The 24,820-nt window shown below is 66.6% G+C and carries 20 protein-coding genes, 1 pseudogene and 1 riboswitch; of the genes and pseudogenes, 8 read left to right on the top strand and 13 right to left on the bottom strand.

Annotated elements, in window-relative coordinates; translation table 11 throughout:
• The first annotated feature begins 171 nt into the window (after window positions 1–171).
• A pseudogene (locus tag MRBLMD1_RS14600) lies at window positions 172–2,447 on the top strand (hypothetical protein).
• A 51-nt stretch (window positions 2,448–2,498) separates the two neighbouring features.
• Here MRBLMD1_RS14600 and MRBLMD1_RS14595 read toward each other — a convergent pair.
• The 10 genes from MRBLMD1_RS14595 to glyA form a co-directional block, all read right to left on the bottom strand.
• Complete coding sequence (locus MRBLMD1_RS14595; RefSeq protein ID WP_159632573.1) at window positions 2,499–3,473, bottom strand: YihY/virulence factor BrkB family protein; 975 nt, start codon at window positions 3,471–3,473, stop codon at window positions 2,499–2,501.
• Window positions 3,474–3,531: 58 nt separating this feature from the next.
• Window positions 3,532–4,236, bottom strand: coding sequence for a 2'-5' RNA ligase family protein (locus MRBLMD1_RS14590; protein WP_364400895.1), 705 nt, complete (start codon window positions 4,234–4,236; stop codon window positions 3,532–3,534).
• A gap of 4 nt (window positions 4,237–4,240) precedes the next feature.
• Window positions 4,241–5,284 carry a tryptophan--tRNA ligase gene (gene trpS / locus MRBLMD1_RS14585; protein ID WP_364400892.1) on the bottom strand — a complete coding sequence of 348 codons (1,044 nt, stop codon included), beginning with the start codon at window positions 5,282–5,284 and terminating at the stop codon, window positions 4,241–4,243.
• Window positions 5,285–5,299: 15 nt separating this feature from the next.
• Window positions 5,300–6,133 (bottom strand): exodeoxyribonuclease III, encoded by an 834-nt coding sequence (locus MRBLMD1_RS14580; protein ID WP_364400889.1) that lies wholly within the window; start codon window positions 6,131–6,133, stop codon window positions 5,300–5,302.
• 10 nt (window positions 6,134–6,143) lie between these two features.
• Window positions 6,144–6,707 (bottom strand): hypothetical protein, encoded by a 564-nt coding sequence (locus tag MRBLMD1_RS14575; RefSeq protein WP_364400886.1) that lies wholly within the window; start codon window positions 6,705–6,707, stop codon window positions 6,144–6,146.
• A 75-nt stretch (window positions 6,708–6,782) separates the two neighbouring features.
• Entirely contained in the window at window positions 6,783–7,115 is a 333-nt protein-coding gene (locus tag MRBLMD1_RS14570) for an SHOCT domain-containing protein (protein ID WP_364400883.1), read from the bottom strand.
• 152 nt (window positions 7,116–7,267) lie between these two features.
• Window positions 7,268–7,933: a response regulator transcription factor gene (locus tag MRBLMD1_RS14565; RefSeq protein WP_364400880.1), complete on the bottom strand. Its 666-nt coding sequence runs from the start codon at window positions 7,931–7,933 to the stop codon at window positions 7,268–7,270.
• Window positions 7,930–9,066 carry a sensor histidine kinase gene (locus MRBLMD1_RS14560; protein ID WP_364400877.1) on the bottom strand — a complete coding sequence of 379 codons (1,137 nt, stop codon included), beginning with the start codon at window positions 9,064–9,066 and terminating at the stop codon, window positions 7,930–7,932. The genes MRBLMD1_RS14565 and MRBLMD1_RS14560 overlap by 4 nt, the downstream gene beginning before the upstream one ends.
• Window positions 9,067–9,249: 183 nt before the next feature.
• On the bottom strand, window positions 9,250–10,152 hold the full coding sequence (locus tag MRBLMD1_RS14555) for a bifunctional methylenetetrahydrofolate dehydrogenase/methenyltetrahydrofolate cyclohydrolase (RefSeq protein ID WP_159632580.1): 903 nt from the start codon (window positions 10,150–10,152) through the stop codon (window positions 9,250–9,252).
• Window positions 10,153–10,155: 3 nt separating this feature from the next.
• Entirely contained in the window at window positions 10,156–11,454 is a 1,299-nt protein-coding gene (gene glyA, locus MRBLMD1_RS14550) for a serine hydroxymethyltransferase (protein WP_224025422.1), read from the bottom strand.
• A 146-nt stretch (window positions 11,455–11,600) separates the two neighbouring features.
• A riboswitch (ZMP/ZTP riboswitch) is annotated at window positions 11,601–11,686 on the bottom strand.
• Window positions 11,687–11,729: 43 nt separating this feature from the next.
• Between glyA and purU the strand changes: the two genes are divergently transcribed.
• Window positions 11,730–12,590: a formyltetrahydrofolate deformylase gene (gene purU, locus MRBLMD1_RS14545; RefSeq protein ID WP_159632582.1), complete on the top strand. Its 861-nt coding sequence runs from the start codon at window positions 11,730–11,732 to the stop codon at window positions 12,588–12,590.
• 40 nt (window positions 12,591–12,630) lie between these two features.
• Entirely contained in the window at window positions 12,631–13,158 is a 528-nt protein-coding gene (locus tag MRBLMD1_RS14540; RefSeq protein WP_364400871.1) for a gamma carbonic anhydrase family protein, read from the top strand.
• Here MRBLMD1_RS14540 and MRBLMD1_RS14535 read toward each other — a convergent pair.
• Window positions 13,155–14,891, bottom strand: coding sequence for a flavin monoamine oxidase family protein (locus tag MRBLMD1_RS14535; protein WP_364400868.1), 1,737 nt, complete (start codon window positions 14,889–14,891; stop codon window positions 13,155–13,157). The genes MRBLMD1_RS14540 and MRBLMD1_RS14535 overlap by 4 nt on opposite strands.
• On the bottom strand, window positions 14,888–16,414 hold the full coding sequence (locus MRBLMD1_RS14530; RefSeq protein WP_414703693.1) for an amino acid permease: 1,527 nt from the start codon (window positions 16,412–16,414) through the stop codon (window positions 14,888–14,890). The genes MRBLMD1_RS14535 and MRBLMD1_RS14530 overlap by 4 nt, the downstream gene beginning before the upstream one ends.
• 197 nt (window positions 16,415–16,611) lie before the next feature.
• On the opposite strand from MRBLMD1_RS14530, the gene MRBLMD1_RS14525 reads away from it, so the two are divergent.
• A complete protein-coding gene (locus tag MRBLMD1_RS14525; RefSeq protein WP_364400862.1) occupies window positions 16,612–18,219 on the top strand; it encodes a PucR family transcriptional regulator in 1,608 nt (535 codons plus the stop codon).
• Between the two features lie 27 nt (window positions 18,220–18,246).
• On the opposite strand, the gene MRBLMD1_RS14520 is transcribed toward MRBLMD1_RS14525, so the two are convergent.
• The gene (locus MRBLMD1_RS14520; RefSeq protein WP_414703704.1) at window positions 18,247–19,107 is read right to left on the bottom strand and encodes a carbon-nitrogen hydrolase family protein; all 861 of its coding nucleotides are present in this window, start codon (window positions 19,105–19,107) and stop codon (window positions 18,247–18,249) included.
• A gap of 235 nt (window positions 19,108–19,342) precedes the next feature.
• On the opposite strand from MRBLMD1_RS14520, the gene MRBLMD1_RS14515 reads away from it, so the two are divergent.
• The 4 genes from MRBLMD1_RS14515 (at window position 19,343) to MRBLMD1_RS14500 (ending at window position 24,696) form a co-directional block, all read left to right on the top strand.
• Complete coding sequence (locus tag MRBLMD1_RS14515) at window positions 19,343–20,533, top strand: ROK family transcriptional regulator (RefSeq protein ID WP_364400856.1); 1,191 nt, start codon at window positions 19,343–19,345, stop codon at window positions 20,531–20,533.
• 131 nt (window positions 20,534–20,664) lie between these two features.
• Window positions 20,665–22,224 carry a multiple monosaccharide ABC transporter ATP-binding protein gene (gene mmsA / locus MRBLMD1_RS14510; RefSeq protein WP_224025415.1) on the top strand — a complete coding sequence of 520 codons (1,560 nt, stop codon included), beginning with the start codon at window positions 20,665–20,667 and terminating at the stop codon, window positions 22,222–22,224.
• Between the two features lie 44 nt (window positions 22,225–22,268).
• The gene (mmsB, locus tag MRBLMD1_RS14505) at window positions 22,269–23,552 is read left to right on the top strand and encodes a multiple monosaccharide ABC transporter permease (protein WP_364400852.1); all 1,284 of its coding nucleotides are present in this window, start codon (window positions 22,269–22,271) and stop codon (window positions 23,550–23,552) included.
• Between the two features lie 49 nt (window positions 23,553–23,601).
• Complete coding sequence (locus tag MRBLMD1_RS14500) at window positions 23,602–24,696, top strand: sugar-binding protein (protein ID WP_224025413.1); 1,095 nt, start codon at window positions 23,602–23,604, stop codon at window positions 24,694–24,696.
• The last annotated feature ends 124 nt before the right edge of the window (window positions 24,697–24,820 follow it).

Here is a 24,820-nt window from a genome sequence, read left to right as displayed (position 1 = left end):
TTCGGGCCGTTCCGCGCCCGGGAAGGCCTTGACACCGCCCTGGAACCAGCCAATGATGGATCGCGGAAACCGCTTTCTCACCGTCCGGGAACCTTGGTCCGCAGTGGACGGGACGGCGCGTCGTGCGCCGGACATCCCGGTCACCAGCCATCCCCCAGGAGGACGTGCACTTTGCGCAGCCACGGCAGCACTGCAGGACCGGACAGAGCCGGAGGAGTCCCTTCAGACGGTCCAGCCCCCATCGACCGGGAAGCACTGGTGCGGCGCCACAATGTCCGGCAGCGGACGCTTGATCCGCGCAGTCCCCTCTCCGTGGGCAACGGCGAGTTCGCTTTCACCATGGACCTCACCGGGCTGCAGACGCTTCCGCGCGATTACCCTGTGGGGCCGCGCGAGGACGCACTCCCGCCGGGAACCCTGCTGGGGACACAGTCCGCGTGGGGCTGGCACTCCACGCCGGGCGGGGAACACTGCACCCTGGCAGGGTCCACTGTCCTCTACGATTCACCGCGCGGCCCGGTGCCGTACGTGGACATGGTGGGAGACATCGTCAATGACCGTGAAACGGGCACCTCAGCAGCAGAAACATGGCTTCGCGCCAACCCGCACCGCCTGGACCTCGGACGCATCGGCTTCCACCTGCTGCAGGGCGGCACCGGCCGGCCGCTCAGCAGCGGCGAACTCTCCGGCACCAGCCAGACCCTGGATCTGTGGACCGGCACCGTCACCAGTACGTTCACGGTTGCGGGCCATCCGGCCAAGGTCACCACAGCCTGCCATCCGGACCGCGACGAACTGGGCATCCGGGTGGAGTCGACTGCGGTCCGGGACGGGCTGGTGATCGGCATTGACTTTCCGTACGGCTCAGAGGCGTGGCACAACGCGGCCGGCTGGGAGCAGCCCGAGGCGCACACAACCCGCCTTGGCCAACCACACCCCTCAGAGCTCCACCCCGGATCCACCAGCTGGATCGTGCACCGCGAACTGGATAACGCGCGGTACCAGGTGGTGGTTTCGGGGCAGGGCCTGACCGTGGACCAAACAGGGACGCACCACGTGAGGATACATTCGTGCGTGGATGCCGATCCGGCCGTCCTGGACCTGTCCATCGCCTTCCTTACCGCAGGAGATGGTGACTGTATTCCGCGCGGCGGCGCGGGCCTTTCCCGGGTGGCCGGAAAGGCGGGCGCAAGCACTCCGCTGCCTCCCGGCGCCGGGCATCCGATGGTGGCTCCTCCGTTGCCTGGCAGCACTGTCGCCGCCGCGTCGGCGTCGCACTGGCCACGCTTCTGGGGATCCGGCGGTGCCGTGGAACTGGCTGCCACGGCGGATCCCCGGGCCGCTGAGCTGGAACGGCGCATCGTGCTGTCCCAATACCTCACGGCCGTCAACTGTTCAGGGTCGCTGCCGCCGCAGGAAACCGGGCTGGTCTGCAATTCCTGGCGCGGACGTTTCCACCTGGAGATGCACTGGTGGCACGCCGCCCACTTTGCGCACTGGAACCGGGTGGAGCTCCTCCTGCCGTCCCTGCGCTGGTACGCCACGGTGCTGGAGGGCGCACGGGAAACGGCCCGGGGACAAGGGTTCGACGGCGCCCGCTGGCCAAAGCAGACAGGTCCGGACGGAAGGGAGAGCCCCAGCCCGATCGGCACCTTCCTTATCTGGCAGCAGCCGCATCCCATCCACATGGCGGAACTGGTGTACCGGAGCCGTCCGTGCCGGGAGGTGCTGGAGGAATTTGCGGACATCGTCTTCGAATCCGCCCACTTCATGGCCGGCTTCGCCCACCCCACACCGCGCGGTTTTGAGCTGGGCCCCCCCTCATTCCCGCGCAGGAAAGCTACGGTCCCCTCCGCGGGACCGTCACCAACCCCACCTTTGAACTCGCGTACTGGCAGTGGGGCCTCCGCACGGCCGCCGCCTGGCGGGAGCGGCTGGGGCTGGAAACCGTGCAGTCCTGGCTCACGGTGGCGGACGGCCTGGTGCCCCCGCGCGTGCTCAACGGCGTCTACGCGGCCATGGACGTGGAACCCTTTACCATCAGGACAGACCACCCCTCAATGCTTTGCGCGCTCGGCGTCCTTCCGCTGACGGACCTGATCGACGAAGACATCATGAGCGCCACGCTTGAGGACGTCCTGGCGGACTGGGACTGGGACAGCACGTGGGGCTGGGACTATCCGGTCATGGCCATGACCGCTGCGCGCGTGGGCCGCCCCGAGGCCGCAGTCAACGCGCTCCTGCAGGAGGCCGGAAAGAATACGGTGCTGTCCAACGGGCACAACCGCCAGACGGACTCGCTGCCCCTGTACCTGCCGGGCAATGGCGGCCTGCTTGCCGCCGTCGCCCTGATGGCAGCCGGCTGGGACAACGGCCCGGACCGGCACGCCCCCGGCTTTCCAGCAGGCTGGACGGTGGCGTGGGAGGGGCTGGTGCCGGCGCCGTAAAACAGCCGGCCACGGCCAGATATCCCTGCCGGCGTCACCAGTGACGGCAGGTCAGGTCTGGGGCGTGGCCCGCCGCGCGCCGAGGATGGTTTTCCGCGGAGCGCCGCCGGACTCCAGGTCAGCCTCACGGATCGCCGACCACCCGGCTGAGACAAGGTAGACCTGGCTGACCAGGTTGAACCAGATCAGCAGGCCGATGATGATGGCGAATGAGGCCAGGATTGGGTTCCGGCTGGCACCTGCCAGCAGCTCAGTGCTGAAGATCTGCAGAACGGTGGTGCCTACGGCGGCGAGGATGGTGCCTTCGAGCAGCGCCTGCCGGGACAGTTTCAGTCCGGCGGCGAGCCGGAACATGATCAGCGCGGTGACCCAGTTCAGGACCAGCGGCACCACGATCTTGACGGACGTGGTGAGGGGACCGGCCACGGCGTCGCTAAGATGCAGGAAACCCACCACCCAACCCGCCGCCGTGCCGAAGACAAGGGAGGCGCCCGCGCTGATCACCAGGGCCAGCCCCAGCAGCAGCAGGGTACCGGCGTCGCGCAGCCGCACCAGGATGGGGTTGACCACAAGCGGAGGAAGTTGCAGCACGCCGCGCAGCCCGTCCCTCATCCCGTTGATCCAGCCCAGCGAGGTGATGATGGTGACCACAGCGGCAATAACCGCCGTCCAGCCGAGGCCGCCCGGGTTCAGGAGGTCCTTCGGGTCCACCAGTCCGTCCCCGTTGCCGACTTTCAGGAGGCCGGGGGCGCTGTGCGCCACCGTGGCAACAATGGTATCGAGGAGGGCCGGCTGTCCGCTGAGGACAAGCCCGGCTATCGAAAACCCGGTGGTGAGGAGGCCGGTGATGGAGAAGAACATCCGGAAGCCAATGCCGGCGCTCAGCAGGGGCCCGTGCTGGAGGTTGTAGTGCTGGAAGGCCCGCATGGGGCGCAAGGTGTTGAGTTTGGCCAGCAGCCACTGGATCAGTGCCATCAGGCCCGGCACCACGCCGCCGCCCGCTCTCCTGGCTTTTCCCCATTCCATCCGCTTTTGGATGACGGCCAGCTTCAGCTGGGCATGCTGCGTGGGCAGCGGCGACCGGTCAGCCGCCTTCGGTTGTGGTGTCCGCGGCAGCGTCCGTGAAGCTGGTGCCGGCGTGGTTGTCAGTTTCGGTCCCAAAGTCCAGCTCTTCCCGTAGCTGCCAGATGCCGTCGGCATCATGCTCATAGAGTCCCATGCTAACCACGGGGAAGGTGGCCCTGTAGTTCTTCAGCACCGTTTCGGCTTCATCCAGGCTTTCAGGGGCGACATCATGGGCGATGGTGACGTGGGGATGGTAGGCAAAGGGCAGTTCCCGGTGAAGGGGACCCTGCTGCAGCTTGCGGTGCAGGTCCACGCACTCCTCGAAGCCGTCCTCCACGTTGATGAACACCACCGGCGAAACCGGCCGGAAAGTTCCGGTTCCGGCGATGGTCACCATGAAGGGGCTCTGGCAGCGGGCCACCTCGCGGACGTGCCGACGGGTGGCCTCCCAGTCCTGGGTGGGAGTGGTGGTGACCAGCGTGATGTGCGCGGGCACCACCCCGGCCAGGGGATCGCCAAAGGACGCGCGCCAGCGCTGCAGTTCTTCAGCTATCTCGGCGGGAAAGCCCAGGATGACGCCCACACTGATTTCGTCGCTGCGGGCCACCTCACGGTCCGTTGCCGCGTTGTGGCCGGACTGGTCTTCGAAGCGGTCAGCCAGGTTCCGCTCCGCCTGGCCGGCGGAGAAGGCACCTCCCCTGGCGGTGACGTTTCTCGAAGACATGGCGCTAGCGGACTCCTGCGAGGCTGAGGGACGGCAGGAAGCCCATGCGCTGGTACACCTGGCCCAGCGTGACAGAGGCAATTTCCCGGGCCCGTTCCGCACCGAGGGCCAGCAGCCGGTCAAGCTCGGCGGGATCAGCCATCAGCTCGTTGGTCCGGTTGCGGAGCGGAGTGATGAAGTCCACCACAACCTCCGCGAGGTCCACCTTGAGGTGGCCGTACATCTTCCCCTGGTACTCGGCTTCGAGCTCCGCCACCGACTTCCCGGTCAGGGAAGAGTAGATGGTCAGCAGGTTGGAGACCCCGGGCTTCTCCTCGGCGTCGAAGCGGATGTCCGTGCCCGCGTCCGTCACTGCCGATTTGATGCGCTTGGCGGCGATCTTGGGATCCTCCAGCAGCTGGATGGCACCGTTGGGGGACTCCCCCGTCTTGGACATCTTGGCGCTGGGGTTCTGGAGGTCGTAGATCTTGGCGCTTTCCTTGACGATCGTCGCCTCGGGAACCGTGAAGGTGTGGCCAAACCGGGTGTTGAAACGCTGCGCGAGGTTCCGGGTCAGTTCCAGGTGCTGCCGCTGGTCCTCGCCGACCGGCACCAGATCGCTCTGGTACAGGAGGATATCCGCGGCCATCAGCGTGGGGTAGGCGAAAAGGCCCAGCGTTGCGGCGTCAGCGCCCGACTTCTGGGTCTTGTCCTTGAACTGGGTCATCCGGGACGCCTCGCCGAAGCCGGTGATGCAGTTCAGCGCCCAGGCAAGCTGTGCGTGCTCCGGGACATGGGACTGGACAAAGAAGATGCTCTTGTCCGGGTCGATGCCGGCGGCGATGTACTGCGCCGCCACAATGCGGGTGCGCTTGGCCAGTTCTGCGGGATCGAAATCCACCGTGATGGCATGCAGGTCCGGGATGAAGAAGACGGCGTCGTATTCCGACTGCATGTCCACCCAGTTGCGCACGGCGCCGATGTAGTTGCCCAGGTGCAGGGAATCGGCGGTGGGCTTGGCGCCGGAAAGGATGCGCTTCTTGGCAGTGGAGGGAGTCTGGGTGGTCATGGAAAACTTTCGGGCTTAGAGCTGGTAGTCCACTACCAGCGGGGCGTGATCGGAGAAGCGGGTATCCCAGGTGGCTGCACGGTCAACAACGGCGGAAATGGCGGATGCTGCCAGTCCGGGGGTGGCCACGTGGTAGTCGATGCGCCACCCGGTGTCGTTGTCGAACGCCTTGCCGCGCCAGGACCACCATGTGTATGGCCCGTCGACGTCGCCGGCAAGGTTCCGGTGGACGTCATGCCAGCCGATTTCCTCACCAAAGAACCGGTCGAAGTACGCGCGTTCCTCCGGCAGGTGGCCGGCCTTCTTGAGGTTGCCCTTGGAGTTCCTGATGTCCCGGGGCGTGTGGGCGACGTTCAGGTCCCCCACCACCAGCGCATGGTCGCTGTGCTTGGTCAGCTCCGGAAGCCGGGTGCTCATGACGTCAAGGAAGCGGTACTTGTCGTCCTGCTTGGGAGTCCCTACCTCGCCGGAGTGCACGTAGGCGCTGGCAACGGTGAGCTGGACGGGGTTTCCCGCAGCGTCAGGGACGCGGAAATCGGCCTCCACCCAGCGCCCGGCGGTGGCGAAGTAGTCGTCCCCAATGCCGTTCCTGGTTTCGAGAGGCTCCTGGCGGGAGGCGATGGCGACGCCGGCACGGCCTTTTGCTTCCGCCTCGGCGTGCAGGATATGCCAGCCTTCGCCGAGCAGCTGCCGGACGATCGCGTCAGGGGCGCGCACTTCCTGCAGGCAGAGGATGTCCACTTCGCGCGGTTCCAGCCAGGCCGCCATGCCGTTTTTGTAGGCAGCCCGGAGGCCGTTGACGTTGACTGATGCGATGCGAAGGTGGTCCTTGTTCAATGCCGAGCTCACCCGCTCCACTCTAGTCGATGATGGTTCCGGTCACCGGCTCTCCGCTGCCGCCGGAGGACTTGATCATGTCCCGGGCATTGGTGGCCGTGATCTCGATGGTCTCGAGGGCGCGGTTGATGGTGTCCTGGTTGGCGGCGGCGCCCTTGGCCCGTTCCTCTTCCACGACGCGGATCTGTACCTGGACGATTTTGAAGGAGTGGTCCAGTTTCAGGTCGCGTACTTCGTCGGCCTCGGTGCGCTCGTACACTACCCGGGTGCCCCCATGGTCGGCCGATGCCTGCGCCGGGGCGCGGCCGGTTGCGGTGTGGAAGGCGCTTTGTGCCTCGGACAGCTTGGCACCGGCCTTTTTGGCGGCCCGTTGGATGCTGAAGACCACGAACGCGGCCAGTGCCAGCCAGAACGCGGCGATGACGGCAACAACCCAGCCCACGACGTCGTTCTGGTTGGCGGCGAAGATGACGGCCACAATGAACGCCGTCACCAGGACCATCAGGCCCGGCCCGCTGATCCGGAACATCGAAAAACCGGCCCTTGTGGGTTTGGCGGATGACGAGGAGCTGCCCAAAGTTCGCATGGAGCTATTGTCTCAAACCCCGGCCTGTGCTTCGGCCGCCTTCCACCCCCGGCGAACAGCTCCGGGCGGCCCGGGTCACTTCTGCCGCCGGTCCCCACTTCGCAGGACCTCCAGCCGCTGGCGGTACTCGGTCTCGTCAACCTCGCCCCGGGCGTAGCGCTCACGCAGCACTCCTTCGGCCCCCTGGGCCGCTGCCCAGTGCTGGTTGCGGCGCCAGGTCCTGCGGGCCACGAAGATGAACAGCGCGATGACCAGGATCCAGAAGAGCGGGAACAACAGGAACCAGGGGGAAAAGGCACCGTGCCACGGTCCGTAGACGACCGTATCGGCCGGCACCTGCGCAGCCGCGGACAGGGCGGTGGTGGACAGTGCGGTGGTGGACAGGGCGGTGCTCAGTGAAGCCAACATTTTTTGTTCTCCAGACTCTCTTAACCGGCCGGGGATCCGGCCTTGTATCGAGTCTCGTTGCCGCACCGCGGCCGGCGCGTCCGGCGGCGGGAGTCACCTGTACGGGGCCGCGTACTCCCCGGGGAGTCCGTCTGCTGCATCCCGTGCCGGACTCAGCCGGCCCAGCCGGGCCGGACCAGGCCGGATTCGTAGGCCAGCACCACCAGCTGCGCCCTGTCCCTGACCATCAGCTTCGCCATGATCCGCGAGACATGCGTCTTTGCCGTGAGCGGAGTGATGAACAGGCGCCCGGCGATCTCCGCGTTGTTCAAACCCTCCCCCACAAGCTGGAGGACTTCCCGTTCCCGGTCGGTGATGCGGTCCAGTGCCACAGGCGGTTCGGCGGCGCGGGAGTGCCGCGCCAGCTGGGCCATGATCCGCCGGGTCACCGAGGGCGACAGCAGCGCGTCTCCGTCGTGCACAATGCGGACTGCGCGCAGCAGCTCGGCCGGTTCAGTGTCCTTGACCAGGAAACCGGCGGCCCCGGCCCGCACCGCCTCGGCGATGTAGTCGTCCAGTTCGAAGGTGGTGAGAATGACCACCCGGGTACCTGGCAGCGCCGCATCGGAGAGGATCTGCCGCGTAGCCTCCAGGCCGTCACCGTCCGGCATGCGGATATCCATCAGGACCACGTCGGGATGCAACTGGCGCGCCAGCCGCACCGCGTCGCGCCCGGTACCGCATTCGGCCACGACCTTCATGTCGGCTTCGGCGTCCAGCAGAGCCCGGAAGCCCGCACGGATCAGGTTCTGGTCATCGGCCAGCAGGATGCTGATCATCCTGGTCCCTGCCCTGCATCAGCGGCCAGCGGGAGGACCGCGCGGACCCGCCAGCCCGTACCGGACTGCGCCGGCCCCAGCTCAAGCCTGCCGCCCAAAGCCGCCACCCGCTCCCGCATGCCGGTGATGCCGTTGCCGTCAGGCGCTGTGCCGGCCCCGGCGCCGTCGTCGTCAATGGTCACCAGCAGTTCCCCTTTCGCCCCGTGGATGGAGACCCGGGCCGTCCGCGCCCCGGAATGCCGGACCACATTGGTCAGGGCCTCCTGCACAATCCGGTATGCCGCTTCCTGGGCTGCAGCGGGAACGTGGTCCAGGTCCGGGCCGCCCTGGAACCGGACATCGAGCCCGGCCCGCCGCGCGTTGTCAACGACTTCCGGGACCCGGGCCAGGCTGGGCCGGCTGGTGGGGCTCAACGGCGCATCTTCCCGGAGCACGCCCAGCAGCTGGCGGACTTCAGCCAGTGATTCCCTGCTCGCTGCCTTGATGGTCTCCAGGGCAGGGCGGAACTGCGCCGGATCCTTCTCGCCCAGGTGCAGCGCCACCGAGGCCCGGACATTGATCAGGGAGAGCGAATGGGCCACCACGTCATGGATGTCCCGCGCCAGGGCAAGCCGGTATTCATCGCGGGCAGCCTGCTCCGCCGCGGCCTCCTGGCGGCGCCGTTCGGCCACCCGTTCGCCGCGGAACCGCACCCCTTCCCCGATCAGGACCAGGATGGCCAGCCATGAGGACCCGGCGAAGGCGCGGACGAACGCCGCTTCATCGCCGCTGCGCGCGGCGGCCAAAAACAATGCCAGGATTCCCGCCGCGGCCCCGGACCATGCCACAGCGCGCTTTCCGGCCGCCGCCGTCAGGATCAGTGCCAGCGCAAAGGAGAGGACCACCGGGCCCCACGCGTAGCCCAGGGCAAGGTAGGCTGCGGTGGCCCCGGCGGCAACGGGCAGCATCACCAGCGGCGCGCGCCGGCGGAAAGCCAGCGCGGCGGGCCCCAGCAGCAGCAATGCCAGCGCCAGGGGGTCCAGCGGCGCGTGTCCAGGCTGGCGCACCGACGCGAACGCCGACCCCGCCACCTGGATCACGGCGACCACCACCACGATGACGGCGGTGGGTGGTCCCCTGAATCGGCGCTGCATGGTCCGAGCCTATTCCCGCGGGCCGCGAAAGTAATCAGATAGGCGGCGTAGCGCCCGTACTCCCCCGGGAGTAGGTGCACGGCCGCGCCTGGCTCAGCCTGCGCTGCGCTTAAACGGCCGACGGCGGCGCGGCACCTTCCCTGCGAAAGTTACCGTGCCGCCGTCGAGCGGTTTGGGCCGGGACTACTCCCCGACGCCTGCTGCGCGTTCGGCAGCCTCCACAACGTTGGTCATCAGCAGCGCCACGGTCATGGGGCCTACTCCACCGGGGTTCGGTGAGATCCAGCCGGCCACCTCGGCAGCGGCAGGATCGATGTCCCCGTAGACGCGGCTCTTGCCGGTCTCCGGATCGGTCTCGCGGGTGACGCCGACGTCCAGCAGGGCAGCGCCCGGCTTCACGTCCGCGGCCTTGACGATGTGCTTCACGCCCGCCGCGCCCACAATGACGTCCGCCTGCTTCAGCAGCTCCGAGAGGTTGGTGGTGCCGGTGTGGGTCAGGGTCACGGTGGCGTTGACGTCCCGCCGCGTGAGCAGCAGGCCGATCGAGCGGCCGATGGTGACGCCGCGGCCCACCACCACCACGTGCTTGCCGGCCAGGCTGTACCCGTTGCGCTCCAGCAGCTCGATGACTCCCCGTGGCGTGCACGGCAGCGGGGTGGTGATCTTGTTGTTGACGTTCAGCACCAGCCGGCCAAGGTTGGTGGGGTGCAGCCCGTCCGCGTCCTTGGCGGGGTCTATGCGCTCCAGGATGGCGTCCGTGTCCAGGTGCTTGGGCAGCGGCAACTGCACGATGTACCCGTGGCAGGCGGGGTCCGCATTGAGTTCGTCAATGAGGGCCTCTACCTGTTCCTGGGTGGCGTCCGCCGGGAGCTCGCGCTGGATGGAGTTCATCCCGATCTGCACCGACTGCTTGTGCTTCATGGAGACATACAGCTGCGAGGCAGGGTCGGCGCCCACCAGCACAGTGGCGATGCCGGGAGTGACGCCCTTGGCCTTGAGTGCGGCCACGCGTTCGGTCAGCTCGGCCTTGATGGCAGCGGCGGTGGCCTTGCCGTCAAGGATCTGTGCGGTTGTGGTTTCAGTCATTGCTTACCACTGCTCGTGCTGCGGGTAGAGCGGGAAGTCGGCCGCCAGCTTGTCCACGCGGGCCTGGAGGGCCTCGACGTCGGCGCTGCTGCCTGCCTTGAGGGCGGTGGCGATGATCTCGGCAACCTCGGTGAACTCGTTGGCGCCGAAGCCGCGGGTGGCCAGGGCCGGGGTGCCGATGCGCAGGCCGGAGGTGACCATCGGCGGGCGGGGGTCGAACGGCACGGCGTTCCGGTTGACGGTGATGCCCACGGAGTGCAGGAGGTCCTCGGCCTGCTGGCCGTCCAGCTGCGAGTTGCGAAGGTCAACCAGCACCAGGTGCACGTCCGTACCGCCGGTGAGGACGGAGACGCCGGCTTCGGCGACGTCGGCCTGGTTCAGGCGGTCGGCGATGATCCTGGCGCCTTCCAGGACGCGCTCCTGGCGCTCCTTGAATTCCTGGGTGCCGGCGATCTTGAAGGCCACGGCCTTGGCAGCGATGACGTGCATCAGCGGGCCGCCCTGCTGGCCCGGGAAGACGCTGGAGTTGAGCTTCTTGGCCCACTGCTCCTTGGCAAGGATCACGCCCGAGCGGGGACCGGCGAGGGTCTTGTGCACGGTGGAGGTGACGACGTCGGAGTGCGGCACCGGGCTGGGGTGCAGGCCGGCTGCCACCAGGCCTGCGAAGTGTGCCATGTCGGTCCAGAGGAGCGCGCCCACTTCATCGGCGATGGAGCGGAAGGCTGCGAAGTCCAGGTGGCGCGGGTAAGCGGACCAGCCGGCAATGATGACCTGGGGCTTTTCGGCGATGGCCTGCTCGCGGAGCTTGTCCATATCGATGCGGAAGTTGTCTTCCTCCACCTGGTAGGCAGCCACGTTGTACAGCTTGCCGGAGAAGTTCAGCTTCATGCCGTGGGTCAGGTGGCCGCCGTGGGCCAGGGACAGGCCCAGGATCTTGTCGCCGGGGGTGATCATGGCGGAGAGCGCGGCGGCGTTGGCCTGCGCACCGGAGTGCGGCTGGACGTTGGCGAACTCGGCGCCGAACAGGGCCTTGACCCGGTCGATGGCCAGCTGTTCTGCAACGTCGACGTATTCGCAGCCGCCGTAGTAGCGGCGGCCCGGGTAGCCCTCGGCGTACTTGTTGGTGAGGACGGAGCCCTGGGCTTCCATCACGGCGCGGGGCGCGAAGTTCTCGGAAGCAATCATTTCCAGGGTGCCGCGCTGGCGGCCGAGCTCCTGCTCAAGGACTGCGGCAATTTCGGGGTCAAGCTCAGCCAGCGGCTGGTTGCTGACGGCTGTGGTTGAGGTGGCTGTAGTAGTCACGAAGAACTCCTGGCTAGGGATACGGGCACTGCTTAGGTCAGGCTACCGGCTGGCGCGCTTCCGCACCGCGTTGATGACAGGGCGTGAAAGCCCGGCATGGTGCTGCTGTGCTGACGCAGGGGCAACCCCAATTCCGGCAAGACATGACCCTCGGCCCAGGCGTACGATCCGTGGTCTTCGTGATTGCCGCTCCCTGGTGGTTAGCCACCCAACGCCAGTTGCGACCCTTCCAGCCTACCAAAACCGGCACCCGCGGCGCGGGTAGGCTATTACGCGTGAATCAAGAGCAGCTGAACCAAGCGTACGTCGTCACCCTGTCCTGCCCGGACCGCCCCGGAATCGTCCACGCCGTGGCCGGAGCCCTGCTGGTTGCAGGGTGCAACATCATGGACTCGCAGCAGTACGGCAGCCCTTCCACCGGCAACTTCTTCATGCGCGTGGAGGTGACCACGGCAGCCCCCAAGTCCGAGCTGCGGGCGGCGCTGGAACCGGTGGCGGAAGCGTTCTCCATGCAGTGGAACCTCGATACCGTTGGTGACAAGGTGCGCACCCTGGTGATGGCCAGCACCTCGGCGCATTGCCTCAACGACCTGCTCTTCCAGCAGCGTTCCGGCACGCTCCCCATTGAAATCCCAGCCATCGTCTCCAACCACCAGGACCTGGCAGGGCTCGCCGAGTTCTACGGCATCCCCTTCCACTACATCCCCGTGACCAGGGACACCAAGGTCCAGGCCGAGGACAAGCTCCGTGCCCTCATCGCCGAGCACGACATCCAGCTGACCGTCCTGGCCCGCTACATGCAGATCCTCTCCGACGAGCTCTGCACCGACCTGACCGGCAAGGCCATCAACATCCACCATTCGTTCCTGCCGTCCTTCAAGGGTGCCAAGCCGTACCACCAGGCGCATGCCCGCGGCGTGAAGCTGATCGGCGCCACGGCACACTATGTGACCGCCGCCCTGGACGAGGGCCCGATCATCGAACAGGAAGTCATCCGCGTGGACCATGCGCGCACGCCTGAGCAGTTCGTGCAGATGGGCCGCGACGTGGAGGGCCGCACGCTGGTGCAGGCCGTGCAGTGGCATGCCGAGCACCGGGTGCTGCTGGACGGCAACCGTACGGTGGTCTTCAACTAGGTCCCAGCGGCGGGGTGGAGCGGTGGCTTAGGGTGAAGCCATGGCTCCTCTCTACCCTTTCGCCGGCAATTCCCCGGCTGTCCATGAATCAGCGTTCGTGGCCCCATCGGCCTCGATCATCGGCAAGGCCGCCCTGGGCCCGGACGCCAGCGCCTTCTACGGCGTCTCCGTCCGGGCCGACACCGCGGCCATCACCGTGGGCGCCGGCAGCAACCTGCAGGACAATGTGGTGCTGCACGCCGACCCCGGCTTCCCCTGCACGGTGGGCCAGCGCGTCAGCGTGGGGCACGCCGCCGTCGTGCATGGCTGCACGGTGGAGGACGACTGCCTGATCGGCATGGGCGCCACCGTCCTCAACGGTGCAGTAATCGGCGCCGGTTCGCTGGTGGCCGCCGGCGCCGTGGTGCTCGAAGGTACGGTGGTTCCGCCCCGCTCGCTGGTGGCGGGCGTACCCGCCAAGGTGCGCCGCGAACTCACCGATGAAGAGTTCGACGGCGTCCGCGCCAATGCGGCGCGCTACGTGGAACTCGCGGCGAAACACCGCGAGCTCCACGCTTCTGAAGGCTAATCCAGGCTGATCGGCCCGAACTCGTCCAGCAGGTCGCCTGGGCCCGGGTTCCCCGGCGCCGATGACCCGCCCAGGTGCTTCACCACGCCCCACACCGCGTTCAGCCCGGTGGTCACGGCGCCTTCTGCCCAGCCGGCGGTGAAGGAGACGTCGTCGCCTGCCAGGAAGATGCCGCGCTGGGATTCCGGCAGCCTGTCCTGCTTGAAGTGCGTGAACAGCCGCTGCTGGTAGCGGTAGTGTCCGGGGAGGTTGGCCTTGAAGGCCCCCATGAAGTTGGGGTCCGCTTCCCAGGACACGGTGATGGGCTGGCCCACGATGTGCCCGGCGATGTCCACGCCGGGGTAGATCTGCTCCAGCGAGTGCAGCATCAGTTCCACGCGCTCGTCCGCGTCCAGGGCCAGCCACTTCAGGGCGTCGTCATTCCAGGTGTAGGACAACAGGATGACGGCGGGCTGGTCCGGGCCGTTGTCCAGCAGGTAGGTGGCGCGGTTCAGCCTGTCCGTCAGGGTCATGGACAGGACCTCGTTGCCCGTTTCGGGGTCGATGTCCTTCCAGAAGGGCCGGTCCACCATCACAAAGGTCTTGGAGGACTGCATGTAATGCGATTTCTCCATGGCGGTCCACAGTTCGGCCGGGAACAGGGCCTCCTCGGTGTGGATGCGGGTGGACAGCAGCCACGACTGGCATGTGGTAACCACGGCCGGGTAGCTGGCCTCGCGGCCCCAACGCTCCCGGACCCGCAGGTTTCCGTCCGGGTCCCGGCTGATCTTCCCCACAGCGCCGCGGGGCGAGCCGGAGTGCAGCGAGGCCAGGGAGGTGCCGGCCGGCCAGTGCACCAGGTCCGACGGCGCGTGCTGCCACAGTGCCTCGGGCAGCCGCTGCGCTCCCCCGCGGATCAGCCGGTGCTGGTCGTCTGCGTCGGTGTAGACCACGCGGAGGATTTCCAGGATGGAGTTGGGGAAGTCCGTGTCCCAGCCTCCGGTGCCGAACCCCACCTGGCCAAAGGCTTCACGGTGGGCGAATCCTGCCTTCTTAAAGGAGTCGCTGGCGGCGATGAATCCGTAGAAGGTCTGTTCATCCATGAGCGGGAGCAGCTCATTCCAGAGTTCCTTGATCCTGGGCATGTCCCGCGCCTTGATGGCGTCCTGCATCTGCACGAACTTGGCGCCGTCGTTGACTGCCGCCTTCCAGGCGTCGGCCACTTCACGGAAGAACGGCGGAAGGTCGCCCGGCTTTTCCGCGTAGTACTTCTTGCCTGCCAGTTCGATCACCGTGCTGGAGGTGGCCTCGGCCAAGGGGTTGGGGAAGTCCTGGGTCTCCAGGCCCAGCAGGTCCACGTAGTGGTAGAAGGCCTTGCCGGAGACCGGGAACCGCATGCCGCCCAGGTCCGCCACCACGCCGGGCGCCGCCGGGAAGGCTGCGGTGCGGAGCCGGCCGCCGATCTGGTCCGCTTCATAGACCACGGGCCGCAGTCCGAGTTTCATCAGTTCATAGGCGGTCACCAGCCCGGACAGCCCGGCGCCGATGACGGCCACCTCCGTGCCGTGCAGCTCCGGCGGGACGGTTCCCAGTCCGTCCGGGTGGGCCAGGTAGTGGTCGTAGCTGAACGGGAAATCGGGGTTCAGCATGGTGATGGGAGCTGCCTGTTCACCGGTGCCCCGCCCTGCCGCGTCCGCCGGCGGCGTGGAGGTGCTGGAGGGGTCGGAGGCAGGCAGTTCGGTGGCGATGGTCATGATTGTTCTGCTTTCACAGGTTCCTGGCCGGGGGCCTTGGCGGTCAGTTCACGGTAGTCGAGCTCGCTCAGGGCCGCTACCTTGGAGTTCCGGCGTCCATAGCCGAAGTAGATGGCGATGCCCACGAGCATCCACGCGCCGAACACCACCCAGGTTTCGGCGCCAAGGTTTGCCATCAGGTAGGCGCACATGAGCGTGCCCAGGACGGGGGTGATGGGGTACAGCGGCACCCGGAAGCTGCGCTTCAGGTCCGGGCGGTTGCGGCGCAGGTAGATAACGGCCACGTTGACCAGCGCGAACGCGAACAGGGTTCCGATGCTGGTGGCGTCGGCCAGGGCGCCAAGCGGCACCAGCCCTGCGGTGAGGGCGACGGCGGTGCCGACGATCAGGGTACCGGCGGCCGGGGTGCCGGTGCGGGGTGAGACGCGGCTGAAGACCGCGGGCACCAGTCCGTCCCGGGACATCGACATGAGGATGCGGGTCTGCCCGTAGAGGACGGTGAGGACGATGCTGGCGATCGCAAGGACAGCGCCGACGGAGAAGACCAACGCAATCCACGGCTGGTGCGTGGTCTCCTCGAGGATCTGGACCAGGGCGGCTTCGGTTCCGTCGAACCAGCCCCAGGGGCGGGCGCCGATGGCGGCAACGGCCACCAGGACGTAGATGCCGGTGACGATCACCATGGACAGCAGGATGGCGCGGGGCAGGTCGCGCTTGGGGTTCCGGGCTTCCTCGCCGGCCGTGGAGGCGGCGTCGAACCCAATGTAGGAAAAGAACACCCTGGAGGCGGCGGCGGAGACGCCTGCGGCCCCCATGGGCATGAGCGGCTCGAAGTTTCCTGCGTTGAAGGCGGTAAAAGCCACGGCGCAGAAGAACAGCAGGATGCCTACTTTGACGATGACGATGGCGGTGTTGATCCAGGCGCTTTCCCGGGCACCGCGGACCAGCAGGACGGTGGCGAGCACCACGATGGCCACCGCCGGAACGTTCACCAGGCCGCCGTCGCCGGGGGGCTGGGACATCGCGTCGGGCAGCACCTGCCCGAACACAGCCAGCGTTTCGTTGACGTACTGGCCCGCACCCACCGCCACGGCGGCCACGGAAACGGCGTATTCAAGGACGAGGCACCATCCGCAGATCCAGGCCATGCCCTCCCCCATGGTGGCGTATGAGTAGGAGTAGCTCGACCCTGCGGCCGGGACCAGGCCGGCCATCTCGGCGTACGACACCGCGGAGAGCAGCGCGGCCAGGCCGGCGATGATGAATGAAATCCAGATGGCCGGTCCGGCCAGCGGAACCGATTCGCCGAGGATCACCAGGATGCCCGTCCCCAGGGTGGCACCCACGCTGATCATCGTCAGGTGCAGGACGCCGAAGCTGCGCACCAGGCCGGTTCCCCCACCGGCGCCTTCGGCTTCGCTGACCATGTGGCCTATCGGTTTACGCCGGAGCAGCTGGGCCCGGAGGCCGGGCCGTCCAATGCTTGGCGCAATGGGTTTTTCGGTGGTTACAGGCACAGTCACCGTTGACGTCCCTTCAGAGTAGTTGTCGGTTTCCCCTGACCAACATTGGCATGTGAGCCAACTCTCAACCTGGTGCAAAATGACTTATAGTGATCCACCGTGAGACTTTATGCACAAACGCAGCGGATCCTGCAATCCGGCGCCTGCGGCCGCCGGGTGCGCCGGCTGCCGGGTGCCGGTCGACGCCGGTGCGAGCCATGACCGTGGGACCCGCGGAGTCCGGACGGCTGAGCTTCGTCACCCTCCAGCAGTTCCTTGACCAGCTGCCGCCGCTGCTGAAAACGCTCCACGACGGCGGCAGCGGCGGCCGTCTTTTGCGGTGGGTTGAACCCAGCGAACTGGAGGACCCCACACCCTATTTGCCGGAGGGTGAGTTCCTGCTCACCGCCGGACTTCCCTTCCTGGGGGACGGCGGCACGCCGCCCAGGGTGGATGCGTATGTCCGGCGGCTGGTGGAGGCCAAGGTGGCGGCCCTCGGGTTCGGGATCAGGCCCTACTTCGATGCCGTCCCGGACGTGGTGCTGGACGCGTGCCGGCGGCACAACCTCACCCTGTTCGAGGTGCCTGAGTCGCTTCCGTTCGCGGCGATCGGCCTCCAGTTCTCACAACTCCTGGAGACCGACAATGCCCGGGTTTTCCGGCAGCTGGCGGAGACCAACCGGCAACTCATGCGGGCCGTCCTCTCCCCCAGGCCGGAGCATGAACTGCTGGCCGCCCTGGTCCAGCGCGTGCCTGTATGGGCGGTCATGGTGGGGGCGGACGGCCGGGTCCGGGCACGCGGCACCAGTGCCGGCGGCAGCACCGCCGTCGAACTTTCCCTGCTGGAACCGATGCTGGAACGGCTGCTGTCCGGCCGCGGCCCCCGGGTGGAGATGGACGGCTTTGACCTGCCGGGCTCGGCGCTGGTGGTGGGCCATCCGCTGCGCAGCACCAAGGATGCCAATCTTGGCGCCCTGGTTCTGGGCTCCGACGTTCCGCTGACCCCCGCACAGAACAACGTGGTCCAGTCCGCGGTCGGATTGCTCGAACTGCTGGTGCGGCAACGCACCAGCGGGTCGCTGGCTCCAAGCCAGCTGGCCACCGCTGTCCTGCTGCACCCCGAAAGCCTCACCGCGGGCGGGACCAGGCATGTGAACGGGCTCAAGGACCTGCTGGCGCAGAGCCTTTCCTCCACCCGGTCCGCGCCCATGCGGGTTGTGCAGGGCATCAACGTGGAAGCGCCCCAGTGGCCGGCAGGTGACGGCCCGGTCCGGGAACTGCTGCAGTGGCGCCGGATGCTCGACACAAAACTGGTGGAGATCACTGACTACGGCTTCGCCGCCGTGACCCGGCTCAGGGTGGATGATGCCCTGCTTGCCGATGTGGAGAAGCTCGGGTGGCGCCTGGTGGTCGGTGAACCGACCGAGCTCGCCGGCTTGTCCGCCGCCTACCAGCGGGCCACCTCCCTGCGCGGCCAGGTCCAGAGAAGCGGGCAGAGCATCCGGGCCGAGGAGGTGTCCTGGTCCGTCACCGGCCTGCTGGGCCGTGAGGCCGGGACTTTGCTGGCCGAACGCCTCCTGCAGCCGGTCCTGGCGCTGGAGCCGGACCGGCGCCATCCGCTGCTGGCCGTCCTCCGCGGCTGGCTCAGCGAGAACGGCAGCTGGGACGCGTCCGCCAAACTGCTGGGCCTGCACCGGAACAGCGTCCGGCGGCAGATCGGCGTCCTTGGCGAGCTGCTCCAGATGGACCTGAACCAGGCACAGGTGCGGGCAGAGCTGTGGATTGCGCTGCAGTACGCAGACAGCTTGGCGGGCAGGGCTGACTGAGGGACGGGACTGGCTGACGGGCAGCGGCTAGGCGCCGATGCCCCCAGGGTGGCCCGGTTCCCGCAGCAGGGCTGCCTCCCACTCCCGGTACAGCCCGGGCCGGCGTTCCCGCAGGTACGGGACTGCATTGCGTGCTGCCCGGACGGCCTCCGTGCCCACCTCGGCAAACAGCAGCGCCGGGGCATCGCCGGCCTCGGCGAGGAGCGTCCCGTCGGGCCCCGCCACCACGCTTCCGCCCCCAAAAGCGTAGGCGTCCTCGCTTCCGCAGTGGTTGGCGTACGCCACAGTGAGCTGGCTTTCCAGCGCACGGGCGCGGACAAGCACCTGCGGTACTGCCTCGAAGCCGGCCGACAATGCGGTGGGCACCAGGAGCAGCTCGGCACCCCGGGCAGCAGCCGCCCGTGCGGCCTCGGGGAACTCGATGTCGTAGCAGATCAGCAGCGAGGTAGGGATGCCGTGGAAATCCACGACGGCGGGAGGTTCCGCGGCTGCGACAAATGCCTCGCGTTCCTCGTTGCCAAAGAGGTGCACCTTGGCGTAGTTGAGGATTTCCATGCCGTGGGCGTCCACCAGGGTGGCTGAAATGTGCCATCCGGCCGCACCGGCGGATGGTGGTTCAGTGCGCACCGGGACGGGCAGGCTGTAGACGAGCGCGATCCTGTGCCGGCGCGCGGTGTCCGCCAGGCGGGCGCGGATGGCGGGGAGGGCCGCCGGATCCAGTTCGCTGCGCAGCCGCAGCGGGGCATAGCCCACAGGAAACAGTTCCGGCGTGAGCAGCACGTCGGCACCGACCTGCGCGGCCCGGCGGGCGGCATCGTCCACGGTGCGCAGGTTGACCCCAATATCCAGGACCACCGCATTCGCCTGCAGGACGGAGAGCAGCATCATTACCACCTTCTTCATGCCCGGCCACGGGAACAGGGCTGGGCTGGATTGTTTCCGCCTACCAGCCTAGCCAGCCGCAGGCGGCGGATGACGGGTCGTTTGGACCCACCCGCAGGCATGCCGGGACGGAATGCACGGGGATCCGGCCTGGGCCCTGCGTACCGTCCCCAACTGCATTCGACGCAGCCATGCGTTAACTTCTTGACTACAAGCGCAGCGGTAGGGCAATCTTCTTAGCATGTCCGCAACTACGCGCTCAACGAGGAGCAAACCTAAAAATCCCGGATCGCAGTCCGCCCTGCGGCAGCTGAACCAGCAGCGGATTATCGAGACCCTGATGGGCGGCCCGTCCACCCAGGCGGAACTGGCCCGGCAGACGGGACTGTCCACCGCCACCGTCTCGAACATCGTCAAGATCATGCTCGATTCCGGTCTGGCGTCAACAGAGCCCATCACCAGTTCGGGGCGGCGGGCCCTGAACGTCCGGCTGAACAGCAACGGGGCCGTGGCAGTCGGGATCGACTTCGGCCGGCGGCACCTGCGGGTGGTCCTCGCCTCGTTGAGCTACCACGTCATTGCGGAGGAGTCGGTAATGCTCCCCCTGGGCCACCAGGCGGACGACGGCATCCAGGCCGCCGTGGCCCTGCTGGAAAAGCTGCTGCGGGAAAGCGGGGTGGAACGCTCCTCCGTCGTCGGGGCCGGCGTCGGCATTCCGGGGCCCATCGACCGGCGGACGGGAACGGTCGCCCAAGGCGCCATCCTCCCGGAGTGGGTAGGCATCAACATCCTTCAGCACCTTGAGGAAACCTTGAGAATCCCCGTGTTTGTTGACAACGACGCCAACCTGGGCGCCTGGTCGGAGGTGACCTGGGGGCAGCATTCGGGGGTCAGCAACCTGATGTTCATGAAGATCGGATCGGGCATCGGCGCCGGCCTGATCCTCAACGGCGCCCCCTACTACGGCAACGTGGGAATCACCGGCGAAATAGGGCACGCGACCATCCATGAGCAGGGCCTGGTGTGCCGTTGCGGCAACCGAGGCTGCCTGGAAACCATCGCCTCCACCACCACCATGATCGAGCTCCTCAGCCGCGGCGAAGACCCGCCGATGACTCCGGCCGACATTGTCCGCAAGGCCCTGAACCGCGACTCCGCCACCCTTAGGGTCGTGGACGATGCCGGACTGGCCGTGGGCCGCGCACTGGGCAATGTGGCCAACCTGATCAACCCTGAGGTCATCGTGGTGGGAGGGCCCCTGGCGGGCCTGGGCGACATCCTGCTGGACCCCATCCGCAGAGGATTGATCCGCCATGCAGTGCCCGTGATCGGCGAGACGACAACCCTCACCATGTCCTCGCTCGGGGACCGCGCGGAGGCGCTTGGCGCCGCCGCCCTGGTGTTCCAGCACGCCGGGATCCGCAAGGCGTAGACCATTTCGTTATCCAGCAATTGCGTTAAAGACTTGACGACAATAGCTGTGATCCAGTTTACTTTTGGTTCAGACGGCCCTGCGCTTTGCCGGCCGGACAAAGAAGTCATTGCATTGGAGGGTTAGGGCTCATGACGTCCCAGACCACGCACGCGGACCCGGTCATTCTCGAGATGCGGTCCATCACCAAGGAATTTCCCGGCGTTAAAGCCTTGTCGAACGTGAGCCTCCGGGTGAAGGCAGGCGAAATCCACGCCATCTGCGGCGAAAACGGCGCCGGCAAATCCACCCTCATGAAGGTCCTGTCCGGCGTGTACCCGTACGGAAGCTACGACGGCGACATCGTCTACCAGGGGCAGGTCCAGCAGTTCCGGGACATCAGGGCCAGCGAGCACGCCGGCATCGTGATCATCCACCAGGAACTGGCGCTGATCCCCGAACTGTCCATCATGGAGAACATCTTCCTGGGCAACGAGCCCACCAAGCGCGGCATCATCGACTGGGGCGAGGCCCGCCTGCGGTCCCTGGACCTCCTGGCCAGGGTCGGCCTGCGGGACGACCCCGATACCCCCATCAAGGAAATCGGCGTCGGCAAGCAGCAGCTGGTGGAAATTGCCAAGGCCCTGAACAAGTCCGTGAAGATCCTCATCCTGGACGAGCCCACCGCAGCCCTGAACGAATCGGATTCACAGCACCTGCTGGACCTGATGCTGGGCCTGAAGGCCAAGGGCATCACGTCGATCATCATCTCCCACAAGCTCAACGAGATCGAGCAGATCGCCGATTCCATCACCATCATCCGCGACGGCAAATCCATCGAGACGCTCGACGTCAAGAAGGACGGCGTGGATGAGGACCGCATCATCAAGGGCATGGTGGGCCGCACCCTCGAATCCCGGTTCCCGGACCACACCCCCAAGATCGGAGAGGTGTTCTTCGAGGTCAAGAACTGGACCGTGGGCCACCCCAACGTCCAGGACCGCCTGATCTGCAAGAACTCCAGCTTCTACGTCCGCCGCGGAGAAATCGTAGGGTTCGCCGGCCTCATGGGCGCCGGACGCACCGAACTGGCCCGCTCCGTCTTCGGCCGCTCCTACGGCCGTTTCATTGACGGCCACATCTACAAGGACGGCAAGGAAGTGGTCCTCAAGAACGTCCGCCAGGCGATCGACGCCGGGCTGGGATACGTCACCGAGGACCGCAAGACCCTGGGCCTGAACCTCCTCGATGACATCAAGACCACCACCGTGGCAGCCGCCCTGAAGAAGATCAGCCACAACTCGGTGGTTGACCCCAACCAGGAGTTCACGGTGGCCGAGCAGTACCGCAAGTCACTGCGCACCAAGACGCCCTCCGTGGAGGAAGGCGTGGCCAAGCTGTCCGGCGGCAACCAGCAGAAGGTGGTCCTGGCCAAGTGGATGTTCACCGACCCGGACCTGCTGATCCTGGATGAACCCACCCGCGGCATCGATGTCGGAGCCAAATACGAGATCTACGGGATCATCCAGCAGCTGGCCAACCAGGGCAAGGGAGTCATCGTGATCTCCTCCGAACTGCCCGAGCTCCTGGGCTTGTCCGACCGCATCTACACCATCTTCGAAGGCGCCATCACAGGTGTCCTGAACAAAGACGAGGCCAGCCAGGAAAGCCTGATGAAGCTGATGACCTCCGCCACCCGAAAAGCCGCCTGACCCTCTGGCCCATCCAGAACCTTCCGGACACAAGGACTGACACCATGAACGCCCTCAAAAAGCTGTTTGGCGGCAACACCCGCCAATTCGGCATGATCTTTGCCCTCGTGGCCCTGATCATTTTCTTCCAGTTCGCCACCGAAGGCCGGACGCTGACCCCCGGCAACGTCATCAACCTCTTCAACGGCAACTCCTACATCCTGATCCTGGCCATCGGCATGGTGCTGGTGATCATCGCAGGCCACATCGACCTCTCGGTCGGCTCCGTCGCCGCGTTCGTCGGCGTCACCGTCGCCCTCGCCATCCGCGACTGGGGCATCCCGTGGTGGGCAGGCGTCCTGCTGGGCCTGGTGCTGGGCGCGGTCATCGGCGCCTGGCAAGGCTGGTGGACCGCGTATGTGGGCATCCCCGCCTTCATCGTGACGCTGGCCGGCATGCTCCTCTTCCGCGGCTTCAACCAGTTCGTGGGCAAGTCCAACACCATTCCCGTACCCAACGACTTCCAGTACATCGGCTCCGGCTACCTGCCCGAGGTGGGTCCGGACACCGGCTACAACAACCTCACGATCCTGATGGGTGTCGCAGTCGCGGTCTTCGTCGTGGTGGGCGAACTGCGCTCCCGGGCCCGGGCCAAGGCGCTCGGCGCCGAGGTCCCCGAAATGTGGGTCACCGTGCTGAAGCTGGTGCTCATCTGCGCCGCCATCCTCTACGCCACGTACCTCTTCGCCACCGGCCGTCCCGGCACCTCGTTCCCCATCCCCGGCCTGATCCTCGCCGTGCTGGTACTGATCTACGGCTTCATCTCCTCCCGCACCATCCTGGGCCGCCACGTCTACGCCGTCGGCGGCAACCGGCATGCGGCCGAACTCTCCGGCGTCCAGTCCAAGAAGGTCAACTTCCTGGTCATGATGAACATGTCCATCCTGGCCGGCCTGGCCGGCATGATCTTCGTGGGCCGCTCCACCGCATCAGGACCCTTCGACGGCGTGGGCTGGGAGCTGGACGCCATCGCCGCCGTCTTCATTGGCGGCGCGGCAGTGACCGGCGGTGTGGGTACCGTGGTCGGCTCCATCATTGGTGGCCTGGTCATGGCAGTGCTCAACAACGGCCTGCAGCTCCTCGGCGTCGGCGCCGACCTCACCCAGATCATCAAGGGCCTGGTGCTCCTGATCGCCGTCGCCTTCGACGTCTACAACAAGTCCCAGGGCAAACGCTCCATCATCGGCATGCTGACCCGGAACATGAACCGTCCCTCCGGCGGACCCAGCAGCCCCGTCCAGCCCGACGAAACCACCTCCACCAAGGAAGCGATCGCCAGGGAAGCCTGAAGTTTGCAGCCTGAATACCGTTCCATCACTCAAAGAAAGAGAACCAACAATGCGAATGTTTGGTAAAGCAGGAAAGGCCGCAGCGGTAGCTGCCATCGCAGCACTGGCGCTGACGGGCTGCGGCCGCTCGGAGCCGTCCGGCGGGTCCAGCACCGGTGCCGCGGGATTCGACCAGAAGTCCTCCATCGGCGTTGCCCTCCCCCAGAAGACCAGTGAAAACTGGGTCCTGGCCGAAAAGCTGTTCAACGACGGCCTCAACGGTGCCGGGTTCAAGGCTGACGTCCAGTTCGCCAACGGCGGCGTGTCGGAGCAGCAGAACCAGATCAGCGCCATGGTCACCAAGGGTGCCAAGGTCATTATCGTGGGCGCCATCGACGGCTCCCAGCTGGGTACCCAGCTCAAGCAGGCCAAGGACGCCGGCGCCACGATCATCGCGTACGACCGGCTCCTGCTGAACACGGACAACGTGGACTACTACGTGGCCTATGACAACTTCAAGGTCGGCGTGCTCCAGGGCCAGGCCCTGCTGGACGGCATGAAGGCGAAGAAGCCCACTGGTCCTTACAACATCGAACTGTTCGCCGGTTCCCCGGACGATGCCAACGCCAAGGTGTTCTTCAACGGTGCCATGAGCGTCCTGAAGCCCAAGATCGACGACGGCACCCTGAAGGTCGTCTCCGGGCAGAACAGCTTCGAGCAGGCCGTGACCCAGGGCTGGAAGGCTGAAAACGCCCAGCGCCGCATGGACACCCTGCTCAGCGGCAGCTACACCAGCGCCAACGTGGACGGCGTCCTCTCCCCCAACGACACCCTGGCCCGCGCAATCCTGACCTCGGTCAAGGCTGCCGGCAAGCCGATCCCGGTTGTCACCGGCCAGGACTCCGAGGTTGAGTCGGTCAAGTCGATCATCGCAGGCGAGCAGTACTCCACCATCAACAAGGACACCCGCAAGCTCGTTGAGCACGCCATCACCATGGTCAAGGACCTGCAGGCCGGCAAGAAGCCTGAGGTCAACGACGACAAGTCCTACAACAATGGCAACAAGGTTGTTCCCGCCTACCTGCTGGAGCCGGTCATCGTGACCTCGGCCAACGTCAAGACGGCCTACACGGACGATCCCGTACTCGGCCCGATCACCAAGTAACACAGTCGGTAACGCCGGGTAAACCCCGGCAAGCGGAAAGCCCGGTCCTTCAACAGGACCGGGCTTTCCTGTGTCCTGCCTCAACAGCAACATCCTTCACAGGCCAAACACAGGTCCGGCCGGA

The sequence above is a fragment of the Pseudarthrobacter sp. LMD1-1-1.1 genome, assembly GCF_040676255.1.
Taxonomy (GTDB): Bacteria; Actinomycetota; Actinomycetes; order Actinomycetales; family Micrococcaceae; genus Arthrobacter.
This window is presented reverse-complemented; position numbering and strand designations above follow the sequence as displayed.

What these genes read in the sequence shown, in the direction of transcription:
- MRBLMD1_RS14595 (WP_159632573.1), bottom strand. Translation starts at nt 3,473, where the DNA reads ATGGAATGGGGAAAAGCCAGGAGAGCGGGCGGCGGCGTGGTGCCGGGC.
- MRBLMD1_RS14590 (WP_364400895.1), bottom strand. Translation starts at nt 4,236, where the DNA reads ATGTCTTCGAGAAACGTCACCGCCAGGGGAGGTGCCTTCTCCGCCGGC.
- trpS (WP_364400892.1), bottom strand. Translation starts at nt 5,284, where the DNA reads ATGACCACCCAGACTCCCTCCACTGCCAAGAAGCGCATCCTTTCCGGC.
- MRBLMD1_RS14575 (WP_364400886.1), bottom strand. Translation starts at nt 6,707, where the DNA reads ATGCGAACTTTGGGCAGCTCCTCGTCATCCGCCAAACCCACAAGGGCC.
- MRBLMD1_RS14570 (WP_364400883.1), bottom strand. Translation starts at nt 7,115, where the DNA reads ATGTTGGCTTCACTGAGCACCGCCCTGTCCACCACCGCACTGTCCACC.
- MRBLMD1_RS14565 (WP_364400880.1), bottom strand. Translation starts at nt 7,933, where the DNA reads ATGATCAGCATCCTGCTGGCCGATGACCAGAACCTGATCCGTGCGGGC.
- MRBLMD1_RS14560 (WP_364400877.1), bottom strand. Translation starts at nt 9,066, where the DNA reads ATGCAGCGCCGATTCAGGGGACCACCCACCGCCGTCATCGTGGTGGTG.
- MRBLMD1_RS14555 (WP_159632580.1), bottom strand. Translation starts at nt 10,152, where the DNA reads ATGACTGAAACCACAACCGCACAGATCCTTGACGGCAAGGCCACCGCC.
- MRBLMD1_RS14540 (WP_364400871.1), top strand. Translation starts at nt 12,631, where the DNA reads ATGGCTCCTCTCTACCCTTTCGCCGGCAATTCCCCGGCTGTCCATGAA.
- MRBLMD1_RS14535 (WP_364400868.1), bottom strand. Translation starts at nt 14,891, where the DNA reads ATGACCATCGCCACCGAACTGCCTGCCTCCGACCCCTCCAGCACCTCC.
- MRBLMD1_RS14525 (WP_364400862.1), top strand. Translation starts at nt 16,612, where the DNA reads ATGACCGTGGGACCCGCGGAGTCCGGACGGCTGAGCTTCGTCACCCTC.
- MRBLMD1_RS14520 (WP_414703704.1), bottom strand. Translation starts at nt 19,107, where the DNA reads ATGATGCTGCTCTCCGTCCTGCAGGCGAATGCGGTGGTCCTGGATATT.
- MRBLMD1_RS14515 (WP_364400856.1), top strand. Translation starts at nt 19,343, where the DNA reads ATGTCCGCAACTACGCGCTCAACGAGGAGCAAACCTAAAAATCCCGGA.
- mmsA (WP_224025415.1), top strand. Translation starts at nt 20,665, where the DNA reads ATGACGTCCCAGACCACGCACGCGGACCCGGTCATTCTCGAGATGCGG.
- mmsB (WP_364400852.1), top strand. Translation starts at nt 22,269, where the DNA reads ATGAACGCCCTCAAAAAGCTGTTTGGCGGCAACACCCGCCAATTCGGC.
- MRBLMD1_RS14500 (WP_224025413.1), top strand. Translation starts at nt 23,602, where the DNA reads ATGCGAATGTTTGGTAAAGCAGGAAAGGCCGCAGCGGTAGCTGCCATC.